Here is a 13,624-nt window from a genome sequence, read left to right as displayed (position 1 = left end):
GCCCGACCGGTGTCGCCGCGGGTCGCCCGGCCGCTCGGGGAGCCTGGGTGTCGCGGCGGCCTGCGGGCGGCGTACTCTGAGGACGCCATGCCGTACGAACCACCCACCCACACCGTCGAGCGCTCCCTCCGCGCCACGACCGGAGCGAAGGTCATTGCCGGTGTCGACGAGGTGGGCCGCGGAGCCTGGGCCGGCCCCGTCACCGTCTGTGCCGCCGTCACCGGTCTGCGCCGCGCCCCCGAAGGCCTGACCGACTCCAAGCTCCTCACCGTAAAGCGCCGCACCGCGCTCGCCGTGGAGTTGGAGAAGTGGGTGACGTCGTACGCGCTCGGACACGCCTCCCACGAGGAAATCGACCAGATGGGGATGACGGCCGCCCTGCGTCTCGCGGCCGTCCGCGCCCTGGAGACCCTGCCGGTCCGCCCCGACGCGGTCATCCTCGACGGGAAGCACGACTATCTCGGCGCTCCCTGGAAGGTCCGTACGGTGATCAAGGGCGACCAGTCCTGCATCGCTGTCGCGGCCGCGTCCGTGATCGCCAAGGTTCAGCGCGACAAAATGATGGCCGAACTGGGCATCGAACATGCAGACTTCGGTTTTGCGGCCAACGCGGGTTACCCGTCGCCGGTCCACAAGGCCGCGCTGGAGGAGCGGGGGCCCACCCCGTACCACCGGTTGTCGTGGGCGTATCTTGATGCGCTGCCCCAGTGGCGGCATCTCAAGAAAGCCCGCAGCTGGGCGGACGGAAACGTTCCGGAGATCGAGGGTCAGCTCGGCTTCGATTTCTGACGATTCCGTTCGCACTCATGTGCCACCCGCCGACGCGCGTCGTGCCGGCGTTTGATAAATATCAGCTCATGCCTCTCATTCCCGAGGAGCCTCAGATTCACGAGAGTGCCCAGGGTCCCCGCGTCACCCCGGCCAGCAGCCGCACCGCGCCGACCCCTCGCCCCGTACCCGGTCCCCGCCCCGTGGCTCCGCCGCGTCCCGGCCGCCCGGGTCCTGTCCGGCCCATGCCGGCCCAACGCACCGCGCGCGAGCCGGTCGTGGCCGCGCCGGGGCCGTCCGTCAAGGCTGCGGCACCCGCTGCTGCCGCCCCGCAGCTCCAGCTCATCCCGGCCTCCGCCGAGGGCGCGCTGGACGCCGCCGAAGAAGCCGTCGACCTGCTGCTGGACTCTGGCCGCGCCCCCGGTGAGGTGCTGGTGATCACCACCGGCGACCTCCACCCGTGGGCTGCGCACGAGCTTTCCTTCGGTGAGGCCGCCTACTGGGCACAGCACGAAGCGGGTGACGACGTCTTCTACGCCGACGCCTCCGCCGTCGGCCGTGCCGCTTCCCGCCCTGTCGTCGTGGTCGCCGTCAACGGTGGTTCCACCGAGGCTGTCGCCTCGGGCCTGCCGCTGGCCCTCGGCCGTGCCGGTGCCCTGCTGATCGTCTGCGGTGACCCGCAGCAGATCAACTCGGTCCTGGGCGCAGGAGTCTGATCGCGTTCCGGACCTCGTCCGGAACGCGACCCGCGGGACATCGAAGGTGCCGCCGCGGTGGTACCTGCCCAGTGGTCACTTCGTCCTACCCGCACACCGCACCCCGTTTCCAAGGGTGAGATGTGCAGCGCTGACGTGCGTCGCCAGGGGTGGCATGTTCATGCCACCCCTCTTCGGCGATCCCTGATGCTCTGTGGCGAGCACTGGGTTAGATGTGCGAGTCGGCGTGCGTTCGGTAGGGGCTTGCCTCGTTCCGTTCGGTACGAGGTGGTGCGCCTGCACGGGACGCGCGGACACACTGGCTGGATCCGTCGCGCCGGCAGACCGTCGGGCAGTACGCGGCTCACTCGATCGGGGCGATCCATCGAGTGATCACGGCAGTCCGCCTTCCCCTGGATGGGCCGGCGGTGCGTTACTACAGGTCGGTCAGGCGGTCGGAACGGCCTGGGCGCGGTGGCTCAGCGGGCGGCGGCCCGGCGCAGTACCTCCGACGCGGCCCCTCCCGTGCGGGGCAGCGGCGGCAATGCCTCACCCGTGAAGAACTCCGGTGGAGAGTCCGTGTTGGGCCTGCGTCCACCGCGCCCCTCGCCGAGAACCTGCCAGCCGTCACGCGTGAGCGTGATGTACGCACCGCAGCGCAGCCCGTGAAGCGTGCAGGCGTCCCGCAGCCCCCACATCCACGCCCCGTCCTCCTCGGTCCAACGCGCGTCGCCGTCCCGGCAGTACAGCAGCACGGCCGTGCGGACCGGAGAGCGGCGCCGCAGGTCGTGCGGGATGACCTTGCGCAACTGGGCGAGCAGCGCGTTGCGGAACATCCAGCCGTCCGCGGGGGCCGAACGCCGCGTGAACGACGCGCTCGCCAGCAGCCGCTCCTCCGGATCGAGCACTGCCACGACCGCCGTCGCCGGTCTCGGCCGGTGCCGGGCGTGCAGCCCGCTGACGACCTCACGGGGATTGCGCAGCAGCGGAATTCCGGCCGAGGCCCATTCGGCGGGTTCGAGCATGCGGGCCAGTGGGTTGGTGGAAGCGGCAGACAGGTCGGCAGACGTCGACATGGCTGCCGCCGAGGACGGAGCGAATCCGAAGGTCACGGTCCTCCCTTCGGCTACGCGCCCAGACTGCGGGCGGGGTCGGACTTGGGGGATGCGCACGCCGCAGCAGAGCCCTACCGGACCACGGGAGAACCGAGCGGGGAGCGGACTCCAATTCTTCCTGTCGAACTGGGTTGCGGCAACGAGCAATTGGGGCCACGGGCCGTTTTCTGGCGATTGGCCGCCTATATACCTGCCCGGTGTTCAGCCCGGGGACACGCGGGTCACGCCTGCACGGCGAGGACCAGCGGCAACACCCCCTGGGCCCCGGCTCTGCGCAGCATCCGCGCGGCCACGGCGAGGGTCCATCCGGTCTCCGTGGCATCGTCCACCAGCAGGATCGGGCCCTCGGCCTCCTTCAGGGCGGCGGCCAGCTCCGGTGACACCGCCAGCGCGCCGTCGAGTGCCTTCAACCGCTGTGCGCTGTTGCTCCGGGAGATGTGTGTGCCGTCGCCGACGTACTCCACCGATCCCAGCAGAGGGAGACGGCCGATCTCCGCGATCCCCGCGCCGAGCGACCGGATCAGCTGCGGCCGTGAACGGGAGGCCACGGTCACGACGCCGACGGGGCGGGGCTGTGCGTCGGGCTGCCCGGAGGACCAGCCTCCCGGCCCCTTCGCCCAGTCGGCCAGCACACCGACCACGGCCTTCGCGACGTCGTCCGGTACGGGACCGTCCGGTGCCTGCGGGGCGAGCAGGGGCCGCAGCCGGTTGCCCCAGCCGATGTCCGACAGCCGTCCGAGAGCACGCCCCAGAGACGCCTGTTCGCCCGCCGGGATACGCCCCTTCAGATCGACGCCGACCGCCGGCAGCCCGGTCGGCCACATCTTGCGGGGCTCGACATCGACGCCCGCGCGTCCGAGTTCTCCGTTCGCCGCGTCCAGTGCGGCTGAGGACACGGATGCCTGGAACCGGGCCCCCGCGCAGTTGTCGCAGCGGCCGCACGGGGCGGCTCCCTCGTCGTCCAGCTGCCGCCGCAGGAACTCCATGCGGCACTCGGTCGTCGAGACGTAGTCCCGCATCGCCTGCTGTTCGGCGGCGCGCTGCTTGGCCACCCAGGCGTAACGCTCGGTGTCGTACGTCCAGGGAGTCCCCGTGGAGATCCAGCCGCCCTTGACCCGGTGCACGGCGCCGTCCACGTCAAGCACCTTGAGCATGGTCTCCAGGCGGGATCTGCGCAGATCGACCAGCGGTTCCAGCGCGGGCAGGGACAGCGGGCGCTCCGCCCGGGCCAGCACGTCCAGCGTGCGCCGTACCTGCTCCTCGGGCGGGAAGGCGATCGACGCGAAGTACTCCCAGATGGCCTGGTCCTCCTTGCCGGGCAGGAGCAGCACCTCCGCATGCTCCACACCGCGGCCCGCTCGACCTACCTGTTGGTAGTAGGCGATGGGGGAGGAGGGGGAGCCGAGGTGGACCACGAACCCCAGGTCGGGCTTGTCGAAGCCCATGCCGAGCGCCGACGTGGCGACCAGGGCCTTGACGCGGTTGGCGAGCAGGTCCTCCTCGGCCTGCTGACGGTCCGCGTTCTCCGTCTTCCCGGTGTACGACGACACGGTGTACCCGCTCTGGCGCAGGAACGCGGTGACCTCTTCGGCGGCGGCGACCGTGAGGGTGTAGATGATGCCGGAGCCCGGGAGATCGTCGAGGTGCTCCGCGAGCCAGGCCATCCGGTGAGCGGCGTCGGGCAGCCGCAGCACGTTCAGGCTCAGACTCTCCCGGTCCAGCGGGCCGCGCAGGACCAGTGCGTCCGTGCTGCCGCCGGTGCCGAGCTGTTCCGCGACATCGGCCGTCACGCGCGCGTTGGCCGTCGCGGTGGTCGCCAGCACCGGGACGCCGGGTGGCAGGTCGGCGAGCATGGTGCGCAGGCGGCGGTAGTCCGGCCGGAAGTCGTGACCCCAGTCGGAGATGCAGTGCGCTTCGTCGACGACCAGAAGGCCCGTGGCGGCGGCCAGCGCGGGCAGCACCTGGTCGCGGAAGTCGGGGTTGTTGAGCCGCTCCGGACTCACCAGCAGGACATCGACCTCACTCGCGGCCACCTCGGCCTGGATGGTCTCCCACTCCTCCGTGTTGGAGGAGTTGATCGTCCGCGCGCGAATGCCGGCGCGGGCCGCCGCCTCCACCTGGTTGCGCATGAGGGCGAGGAGCGGAGAGACGATCACCGTGGGTCCGGCGCCCCTCTCGCGCAGCAGCGCGGTGGCGACGAAGTACACCGCGGACTTGCCCCAGCCGGTGCGCTGCACGACCAGTGCCCTGCGCTTGTCGGCCACCAGCGCCTCGATGGCGAGCCACTGATCCTCGCGCAGGCGAGCCTCCCCCTGCCGGGCGCCGACGAGCCGGGCCAGGACGGTGTCGGCGGCTGCCCGCAGCTCTTCGCGGGCAGCGCCTGGCGGGATATCAGTGGCTGTGGGTCGCGGGTCTTCGTTGGTCATGGCCCCATGCAACCCGATGGGTCGGACAAACCGCGAACGAGACCGTCCGCCTGTGGACAACCATTGGCGTGATCATGGCCGTGGTTATCCACAGGCAAAACCGGAATCCCATGATCCGCGAGATGGTCACCGCATGACGAATCACGACGAAGCGACCGACATGTCCGGTGACGAGAACAGTGAAGCGCAGGGCGCTCTCGACGCCGGCCGCACGCACGACGGGTCAGCTAGGAGCGACGCACAGGGTGGCCGAAGCCGGACGCGTCACCGAGTTGTCTCCGACGGCTGGAGCCTCCCGCACGGTCGATCGGCCTGCGACGACTCCGCTCTGCCTGAGTACTCCGGTCGCCCGGCCGACGTCGGCGGCACCAGCGGTTCCGGCGCGGAGCGCCAGCACAACGCGGGCCAAGTCGCTGAAGGCGGTCACACGGACGGTCCGACGGGCGACGGTGACGCAGTCGGGCCGGCCGGCGCCGCGATCTCGGGCCGGCCGGCGATTCCCGACGAGACGGAGGATCGGGGCCTGCCGACGCTCCCCGATGCTGCCGGTGGGCAACACGAGGTCACGCATCAGGTGACCCTGCGGAGCCCGGCGGAGCTGGCCGACGCGCTGCCCTATCTCCTGGGGTACCGCCCCGAGGACAGCATCGTGCTGGTCGCGCTGCACGACCGGGAGCGACGGGGCAGGTTCGGTGGCCGGGCCCGCCTGGGCATCCCCGCGCATGCGGAGGACTGGCCGTCCGTCTCCGAACAGCTGACACAGGGCCTGATCAAAGGAAGCGAGCGGCGCGGAGCCCGGCCCGAGAGCATGGTCGCCTACCTGTGCCAGGAACCCGGAGCCGGTGAGTCGGGGCACGACGTCATGGAGAGGCTTCGCCCACTCGCGCAGTTGCTCCGCACAGCCTCCGGACGACTCGACGTTCCGGTCATCGAGGCGCTCTGCATCTCCGACGGCCGCTTCTGGTCGTACACCTGCCCCGGCCAGGGGTGCTGTCCGCCGGAGGGCTCGTCGATGGGGCTTCCCGGCACGTCCGTCCTGGCCGCTGCCGCGACCTACGCGGGTCTTCAGGTGCGCGGTTCCCTGCGGGAGCTGACGGCCAGGCTCACTCCCTGGGAGACCACCGCCGCGCCGGGCCAGGAGGTGGCTCTCGACACCGCCAGCATGGCGATCGTCCCGAGGATCCTGGACGACGCAGGCCGCGCCGGGGTGGCCGAAGAAGCCCTGGCACTGGCCCGCCGGATCAGGGACCGACTGGCGGCCGCTCCCGCCGTGCCCGGGATGCGTCCCGCCGATCTGCGTGACGACGGACTCCTGGAGGACGAAGAAGCCGCCACACTGATCCTCGCCCTCCAGGACCGCACGACCCGCGACCGCGCCGCGGAGTGGATGGAGGGCGACGAAGCAGGCCCGGCCCTGCGCCTGTGGCGCGCTCTGGCCCGCCGCTGCGTCGGCCCCTACCGCGAGCACGCGGCCGCACCCCTCACCCTCGCCGGCTGGGTCGCCTGGTCCACCGGCGATGAACTGGAGGCCCGAGAGGCACTCGCGATGGCCCTCGGCTCCGACCCCGACTACCTGTTCGCCCGTCTCCTGCACCAGGCGTGCAACGAAGGCCTCGATCCGGAGTCCATCCGCCGCTGCCTCCGCGCGGAACAGACCGGTCGCGGGCCGGCGCAGAACGTCCAGTCACCTGATCCCGGTGTGCCCCATTCGCCGGCGGACCCGGAGCCAGACCTGGAAACGGAATCCCATGGGCTCGAGGCACCGACCCCGCCACCAGCCTCTCGGCGTCGCCGACGTGCCCGTATGAGCGTGAGCGCCAGTGTCAGGCCGCCCCGCCGCGGTCCTGGAGCGGCAGGCGGCCAGGGGAGCCGCCCGGTCCAGCCTTCCCGAGTCGGAGATCGGCCGGGACGAGCAGGGGCGAAGGCGGACGGGCAGCTGCACGCGTCGGGTGACGGAGGCGGGCGAGGCGCGGAAGAGGACGGGTGAACCGGGCGGCGGCGGAGTTGTGTGTGCGCGTGCGGAGGACACCGGGGGCTTCATCCCTCGCGGCCCGAGATGGTCGAGAGGTCGGCAGAGCAGTGAGGCCCCCGCCCGTGAAGACGTCTTGTGCTCGCCCGGGGTAGGCGATGGCCCTACGACTCAGGGGCGGCCGGAGTTCGCCAACGCCCTGCCAGCCGCCATTCGGTCGGCTGAGGGGGCGAAAGCGTGACCCCGGGTGGGGCTGCCCCGTTCACCTGAGTGGCGGAGTCCGGGGCCGGGTTGCGCCGCAACGCCACCCCCGAATCCACGGCGCCACCCACCAGGCGCCGAACGCGCTCCAGGCGCACCGAGCGCGGAGGAAGCCATCCGATGCCCATGACCAGTCCGTCCTCTGCCCCCGACGAAGTCCGTCCGTCCGCGACCGACACCGCGCAATCCGTCAGACGTGCGGGCGACCCGGGGGCCACCCGAGCGGGCATCCGGGACACCGGGGCGCCTTCCCTTCCAGGAGGGCGTGGCCCGACCGTTCCACAGGCGCCTCTTGGAGTACCCGGTCGGACGGGGGTGCTGCCGCCCGCCCACACCGCTCTGATCTGCGTCGCACTTCCGGGTCTGGCCGTCTCCACGGACGAGGGGCAGCTGAACGGCCGTGGACTGGAGGGGATCTATCGGGCGGGGCGGCGCCTCCTGTCGCGCTGCCGACTGAGTGTCGCCGGCAGGGAGCCACTCCCCGTGCAGGCACGCATGGTCGCGGCCGACGCGGTCCGCTTCGTGGGCACCCTGCGGGTGGCTCCTGACGCGGGGCCCGACCCGGATGTGGTCGTCGAGCGGACACGCCATGCGGACGGAACCGAGCGGATCGCCCTGCGGAGTTCGTCGCCGCGCCCACTGCGCCTGCCCGTCGAGATCGCCCTCGGGACGGATCTCGCGGAACTGGGCTCCATCGCGTCCGGCCGCCCAGGACCCGAGCTGGCACCCAGCGTCCATGCCGCCGGACTCCGCTGGTCCTCCGCCACGGGACACGCTGCGGTGACCGCCGACCCGCCGCCGGCCGACGCACTGGCCTCGGCGGGACTCTTGCGGTGGGAAGTCGAACTGCCGCCCGGCGGTACGTGGAGCGTGGAACTGCGGGTCCGCTTGGACGGAGCAGGACCGATCAGGGCCGTCGGCCGGGGCGCGGCGAGCCCGTTCGCCCCGGCGCGGGCAGTGAGCGACAGGCTCGGCGCGGAAGCCCTCCTGCGGACATCCGTCGAGGATCTTCAGGCGTTGCTGCTGCGCGACCCCCGGCACCCGACCGACATCCACCTCGCGGCGGGCGCGCCGTGGCGGTGCGGGCTGGCACCGGCCGACGCCCTGGTGGCGGCCCGGATGACGTTGCCCCTCGGGACGCGTCTCGCCGTCGGCACCCTGCGGACCCTGGCCCGCACCCAGCTCACCGGTCCCGGACCGCGTGCCGGGCTGATTCCGGGGCCGCTCCGGGACGCGGGACCACACCTACCACCCGGGTGCACGGCGACCGAGGCGACGCTCCTCTTCCCGGTCCTCCTCGCGGAGGCCCGGCGATGGGGACTCCCGGAACAGGAGGTGGAGGAACTGCTCCCGGCGGCAGAGCGCTGCCTCGAATGGCTGCGGACCACGGTCGGCGACGGCACGTATCTCTCCGACGCACAGCCGACCGGACCCCTTCGCTGCGAGACGCAGGCTCACGCCCACCGTGCGGCTCTGCTCGGCGCCGATCTGCTCGACACATACGGCCGGACGGGGGGTCTGGGACTTCGGCAGTGGGCTCAAGACATGCGGACGGCTTTCCGTGACGACTTCTGGGCCGATGACCTGGGCGGAGGCAGACCGGCGGCCGCCCGGGCGCCGGACGGGCGTCTCGCGACCCAGCTCGGCTCGAGTGCCGCCCATCTCCTCGACACCGGACTGCTCGGCTCCGGTGAGTCGGCTCCCGGTCTGCTCGACAAGGTGCGCACCGAACAGCTCGCCCGGCTGCTCGGAAGCCCCGCCATGGACTCCGGCTGGGGTCTGCGCAGCCTGGCGGCGAAGGAAGCGGCGTACAACCCGTTCGGTCACCGCGCGGGGGCCGTGCGCGTTCAGGAGACAGCGGTGGCGGTCGCCGGGCTCGCCTCCGCGGGCTATGAGAAGGAGGCGGCCTCGCTGTTGTGCGGCGCCTTCGCGGCTGCCCGGTCCTTCGGGCACCGCCTCCCGGACATGTACGCCGGAGAGCAGCGGACGGAAGGCAGCGCCCCGCTATCGCACCCGGCCGCGTCACGGCCGGCGGCCGTCTCCGCGGCGGCCGGAGTGCTGCTGCTCAGCACGCTCGCCGGGATCCGCCCCGATGCGCCCGCCGGGACGGTCACCCTGCGTCCGTTCCGAGCTGCGCCTCTGGGCGAGATCGGGCTCACCGGCCTGCGGATCTCGGGGGCCCCCTTCTCCGTGCGCGTCAGCAGACTGGGACTCGCCATGGTCGAGGAGGCGGGTGACGGGCTGCAGTTGGGACTGTGACGTGCCCCGGAACGCGTACTGCGTCCGGAGCTCTCGACGGCCGGGGGGTGTTACCGGACAGAAGTCGATCATCCGTGGTCGGAGCTGACGAACGAGGTGTTTATCGTCAGGCAGACGACTATGATCGCGGCATGCCCTACGACCCGTCAGCCTTTCCGCCCTTCGCCGTGACCGTGGACCTGGTCGTGCTGACCGTGCGCCGCCATGCCCTGTGCGCGTTGGCGGTACGGCGGGGGGAGCAGCCCTTCCAGGGACGGTGGGCGCTGCCCGGCGGTTTCGTACGGGACGACGAGGATCTCGCCCAGGCCGCCGCGCGCGAACTGGCCGAGGAGACCGGCCTGAGTGCACACGACCCCTCCCTGCCCACCCAGGACAACGGCGCGCACCTCGAGCAGCTCGCGACCTATGGCGACCCCGAGCGGGACCCCCGGATGAGGGTGGTCAGTGTCGCGCACCTGGCGCTGGCCCCCGATCTGCCCGCGCCCCGGGCCGGCGGCGACGCGAACAGCGCCCGCTGGGCGCCGGTCGAGGAGCTTCTCCAGCAGGGCGGGTACGGGCGGGACGGGGAGCAGGTCGCACCCCTCGCCTTCGACCACACCCAGATCCTCTCGGACGGCGTGGAGCGCGCCCGCTCCAAGATCGAATACTCGTCCCTGGCGACTGCTTTCTGCCCGACGGAGTTCACGGTCGGCGAGCTGCGCCGTGTCTACGAGGCGGTGTGGGGTGTGGTGCTGGACCCGCGCAACTTCCATCGCAAGGTGACCGGTACGCCGGGCTTCCTGGTGCCCACAGGCGGCACGACCACCCGCCAGGGCGGCCGCCCCGCCCAGTTGTTCCGCGCCGGCGGTGCCACGCTCCTCAACCCGCCGATGCTGCGCCCCGAGGTCTGACGGGCAGGGAGCGGGCACCGTTTCGAGACTTGGCGCCTCGGCGCTCTCACCAGTGCCATGAAGCAGGTCCGCGATGAACCGCATGGTGCCCGGAATTTCCTATATGTCGCGCTATCTTGCTTTGGGTGATCCAGGCCATCGGACTGACCAGCAGCACCCGCAAGGAGCACCCGCCCGTCGTCGACGACGTGTCCTTCGATGCGCACGCGGGCCGTGTCACAGCGCTTCTCGGAGCCCCGGACTCGGGCCATACGACGGCGTTGAAGCTCATGCTCGAACTCCAACAGGGCCGCGGAATCACCTACTTCCGGGGACGGCCGCTGCACCGGATCGCCCATCCGTCGCGCGAGGTCGGCGTCGTCATGGGCGAGGTGCCCGGTCATCCGGCCCGCACGGTGCGCGGTCAACTCCGCATGCTGTGCGCCGCCGTCGGCGTGCCCGTGCGCAGAGCGGACGAAGTGCTCGAAGTGGTGGGCCTCGTCAGCCTCCGCGACGAGCGGCTGAGCACGCTCTCCCGCGGCATGGACCGCCGCCTCGGGCTGGCCTCCGCGCTCCTGTCCGACCCGCACACCCTCGTGCTCGATGATCCGGCGGACGGTCTCTCTCCTCGAGAGGCCCACTGGTTGCACGGGATGCTGCGCGCCCACGCCGCGCAGGGCGGCACGGTGCTGTTCACCACGGCCGACCCCAAGGAAACCGCCCGGACCGCCGACCGGGTCGTCACCCTGGACCGGGGACGGCTCGTCGCGGACCAGGAGGCCGCGGACTTCGCCCGCACCCGACTCCGTCCGCGCGTGATCGTGCGCAGCCCGCACGCCGCCCGGCTCGGCGCACTCCTGACCAGGGAGGCCCGCACCACGCAACGCTCCGTCGAAGTGGTGCGCGAGGAGGGGAACCGGCTCTCGGTGTACGGCAGCACGTGTGCCGATGTCGGAGAGGCCGCCTTCCGGAACGGCATCCTTGTCCACCAACTCGCCGACGAGGTGGGTGACATGGGGCCCACGTCGGCGCATCCCCCCGAAACGCGGGAGCAGACGCCAGATGGGGAGGAGGAGCAGCGGAGCGGCCAGGCGGACGATTCGCAGACCCGGCCATCGCGTCCCGCCCGAACACTGGCCGAGAGCGGCCTTTCGCCCCTGCCGCCGCCCATCGCCGTACGCCACGCCCCGGGTCCGTTGCGCCCGCTGCGCTACGAACTGCGCCGGTCCGCCGGGGTCGGCACCGGATATCTCACCGCGGCGGTCGTTCTCATCACCTCGGCCGTCCTTTCCGTCCTCCTCGCCCGCATCGGTCACACGCCCCAGGCGCGACTGCTGGCCGCCTGGCCGCTGGAACTCCCGCTGCCGCCGGCCGCACTGGGCGCCGGGCTGCTGGGCGCCCTCGCGTTCGGAGAGGAGTTCCGTCACCCCGCCCTGGCCACGGATCGCGGCACCGTCCCCCGTCGGCTGGGACTGCTCACCGCCAAACTCCTCGTCGCCTCCGCCATCGCCCTGCTGCTCGCCGTCCTCACGGTCGGGTGCGACCTCGAAACGCTCTATCTCGTCTACGGACGGGAGCTCACGAGCGTTCCCGCTGACTGGCCCTCCCTGGGCGCCAGTTGGATCGGGCTCGTGGTCGGGTGCGCGTGGGCCGGAGTGCTGGCTGCCGGCATCTTCCGCTCGACGCCGGCCGGACTCGCCGCGGTTCTCGCCGTGCCGATCGTCGTCGTACCACTCGTACAAAAGGTCATGCAGGGCCCGTCTGTGCGGACGGCGGCCGGGTTCTCGGAGCGGTTGCGGGAGCTGGTTCTGGTGCAGTGGCCGTTCGGAGGGGGGCGGTATCTGGCGGCCGGCGTGGAGGTGCTCGCCCAACCTGTGGGCGGTGCTCTGACGTTGTCGCTGACCGCTCTGCTCTGCGCATATCTGCTCACGACCCTGCGGAGCCGGGTCCGGTGACGACCATCCGGGCCCTTCCGTTCCTGCTGTGTACACAACTCCCCGAAGAACGCCCATTTCTTTCCGATAAGGCGTCAATTGCGACGGGGTGAGCGATCACCCTTTCGTGTGCTTTTCACCAAAGACCTCAAGGGAGTTGGGGAGCACGCCGACAAAAGACCCGTGAGTACCCTTGCGCAGACCATGATGACCGCCGCCCGCTCCTCCGACTCCGGCCTGGCAGGCCCGGGCGAACTCGACCGTTACCCCTATGCCGAAGCTCCCGGTGTCGACCGCGTGAGTCCCCCCGTGTGGGAGAGCGCCGAGCCCGAGCTCGGCCGCGTCGGCCGGCGCGCGGCGGGCAGCCGCGGACGCGGGCTGCACGGCCAACTCGTCCAGCAGCTCGGTCAGATGATCGTCTCCGGAGACCTCGGCGCGGACCGTCCGCTCGTGCCCGAGGAGATCGGCCAGCGATTCGAGGTGTCCCGGACCGTGGTCCGTGAGTCCCTCCGCGTCCTTGAGGCCAAGGGGCTGGTCAGCGCCCGCCCGAACGTCGGCACGCGCGTGCGTCCCGTCAGTGACTGGAACCTTCTGGACCCGGACATCATCGAGTGGCGCGCCTTCGGCCCCCAGCGGGACGACCAGCGTCGCGAGCTGGCCGAGCTCCGCTGGACCATCGAGCCGCTCGCCGCGCGCCTCGCCGCCGGACATGGACGCGAGGACATCCAGCAGAGGCTCGGCGACATGGTCGAGATCATGGGCCACGCCATGTCGCAGGGTGACTCCCTGACGTTCTCGCGGGCCGACGCAGAGTTCCACTCGCTGCTCATCCAGCTCGCGGGTAACCGGATGCTGGAACACCTCTCCGGGATCGTGTCGTCCGCTCTGCAGGTCTCCGGAGCTCCGATCACCGGCTGTGACCGACCGAACGAGGCCTCCCTGGGGCACCACGGTCGCATCGTGGACGCCCTAGCAGCCGCCGACGGCACTGCTGCCGAGACGGCGATGCGGCAGCTGCTGACCGTCCACCCCGAGGTGGAGCGCGTCGTGCCCGCTCCGCGCGAGCACTGATCGCGCACCGAGGGTGACGCGGTCCGGGGTGTGTGCGTGTCCGGGGCGTCGATCGGTCGGCGAAACCATCTCCATCTACCGTCGGGACCCTGCCGGATCCTTCCCCGATCCGGCAGGGTCCCGACGGTGTGACGGCGCGATGGACCATGGACTGACCTGGTCTGACCGTATCCGACCTCTTTTGAGCGCTTACGGGGTGTGACTCGGGCCACGTAGATTGGGCGTAACGCTCAACCGGGCAGCGCGATGACCTAAGA

General features: G+C 71.5%; 9 protein-coding genes. 7 read left to right on the top strand and 2 right to left on the bottom strand.

Translation table 11 applies throughout. The features are described 5' to 3' along the window. Window positions 1–87 precede the first annotated feature (87 nt). A complete protein-coding gene (locus OG406_RS11705; protein ID WP_081219802.1) occupies window positions 88–789 on the top strand; it encodes a ribonuclease HII in 702 nt (233 codons plus the stop codon). A 68-nt stretch (window positions 790–857) separates the two neighbouring features. Beyond that, window positions 858–1,484 (top strand): hypothetical protein, encoded by a 627-nt coding sequence (locus tag OG406_RS11700; protein ID WP_164375215.1) that lies wholly within the window; start codon window positions 858–860, stop codon window positions 1,482–1,484. A 458-nt stretch (window positions 1,485–1,942) separates the two neighbouring features. Here the strand turns inward: OG406_RS11700 and OG406_RS11695 are convergent, their stop codons facing one another. Beyond that, window positions 1,943–2,575, bottom strand: a complete 633-nt coding sequence (locus tag OG406_RS11695) for a hypothetical protein (RefSeq protein WP_329185626.1) — start codon at window positions 2,573–2,575, stop codon at window positions 1,943–1,945. A 224-nt stretch (window positions 2,576–2,799) separates the two neighbouring features. Next, entirely contained in the window at window positions 2,800–5,004 is a 2,205-nt protein-coding gene (locus OG406_RS11690) for a RecQ family ATP-dependent DNA helicase (protein ID WP_329185623.1), read from the bottom strand. Window positions 5,005–5,578: 574 nt separating this feature from the next. On the opposite strand from OG406_RS11690, the gene OG406_RS11685 reads away from it, so the two are divergent. The 5 genes from OG406_RS11685 to OG406_RS11665 all read left to right on the top strand — a co-directional run bounded on the left by OG406_RS11685 (window position 5,579) and on the right by OG406_RS11665 (window position 13,367). Then, a complete protein-coding gene (locus tag OG406_RS11685) occupies window positions 5,579–6,991 on the top strand; it encodes a DUF4192 domain-containing protein (RefSeq protein ID WP_443067069.1) in 1,413 nt (470 codons plus the stop codon). A gap of 585 nt (window positions 6,992–7,576) precedes the next feature. Next, window positions 7,577–9,493, top strand: a complete 1,917-nt coding sequence (locus OG406_RS11680; protein ID WP_443067142.1) for a glycogen debranching N-terminal domain-containing protein — start codon at window positions 7,577–7,579, stop codon at window positions 9,491–9,493. 131 nt (window positions 9,494–9,624) lie between these two features. Next, window positions 9,625–10,383, top strand: coding sequence for an NUDIX hydrolase (locus OG406_RS11675; protein WP_267048714.1), 759 nt, complete (start codon window positions 9,625–9,627; stop codon window positions 10,381–10,383). 125 nt (window positions 10,384–10,508) lie between these two features. Next, window positions 10,509–12,317, top strand: coding sequence for an ABC transporter ATP-binding protein (locus OG406_RS11670; RefSeq protein WP_329185621.1), 1,809 nt, complete (start codon window positions 10,509–10,511; stop codon window positions 12,315–12,317). 162 nt (window positions 12,318–12,479) lie between these two features. Further along, window positions 12,480–13,367: a FadR/GntR family transcriptional regulator gene (locus OG406_RS11665; protein WP_081219808.1), complete on the top strand. Its 888-nt coding sequence runs from the start codon at window positions 12,480–12,482 to the stop codon at window positions 13,365–13,367. The last annotated feature ends 257 nt before the right edge of the window (window positions 13,368–13,624 follow it).

Origin of the sequence: Streptomyces sp. NBC_01428, from assembly GCF_036231965.1 — a bacterium.
In the GTDB taxonomy this organism is placed as follows: Bacteria; Actinomycetota; Actinomycetes; order Streptomycetales; family Streptomycetaceae; genus Streptomyces.
Note: the sequence above shows the minus strand (reverse complement) of the source record. Positions and strands in the feature narration are given on the sequence as shown.

Coding starts and splice junctions, on each gene's coding strand:
- OG406_RS11705 (WP_081219802.1), top strand. CDS start 88: ATGCCGTACGAACCACCCACCCACACCGTCGAGCGCTCCCTCCGCGCC.
- OG406_RS11700 (WP_164375215.1), top strand. CDS start 858: ATGCCTCTCATTCCCGAGGAGCCTCAGATTCACGAGAGTGCCCAGGGT.
- OG406_RS11690 (WP_329185623.1), bottom strand. CDS start 5,004: ATGACCAACGAAGACCCGCGACCCACAGCCACTGATATCCCGCCAGGC.
- OG406_RS11675 (WP_267048714.1), top strand. CDS start 9,625: ATGCCCTACGACCCGTCAGCCTTTCCGCCCTTCGCCGTGACCGTGGAC.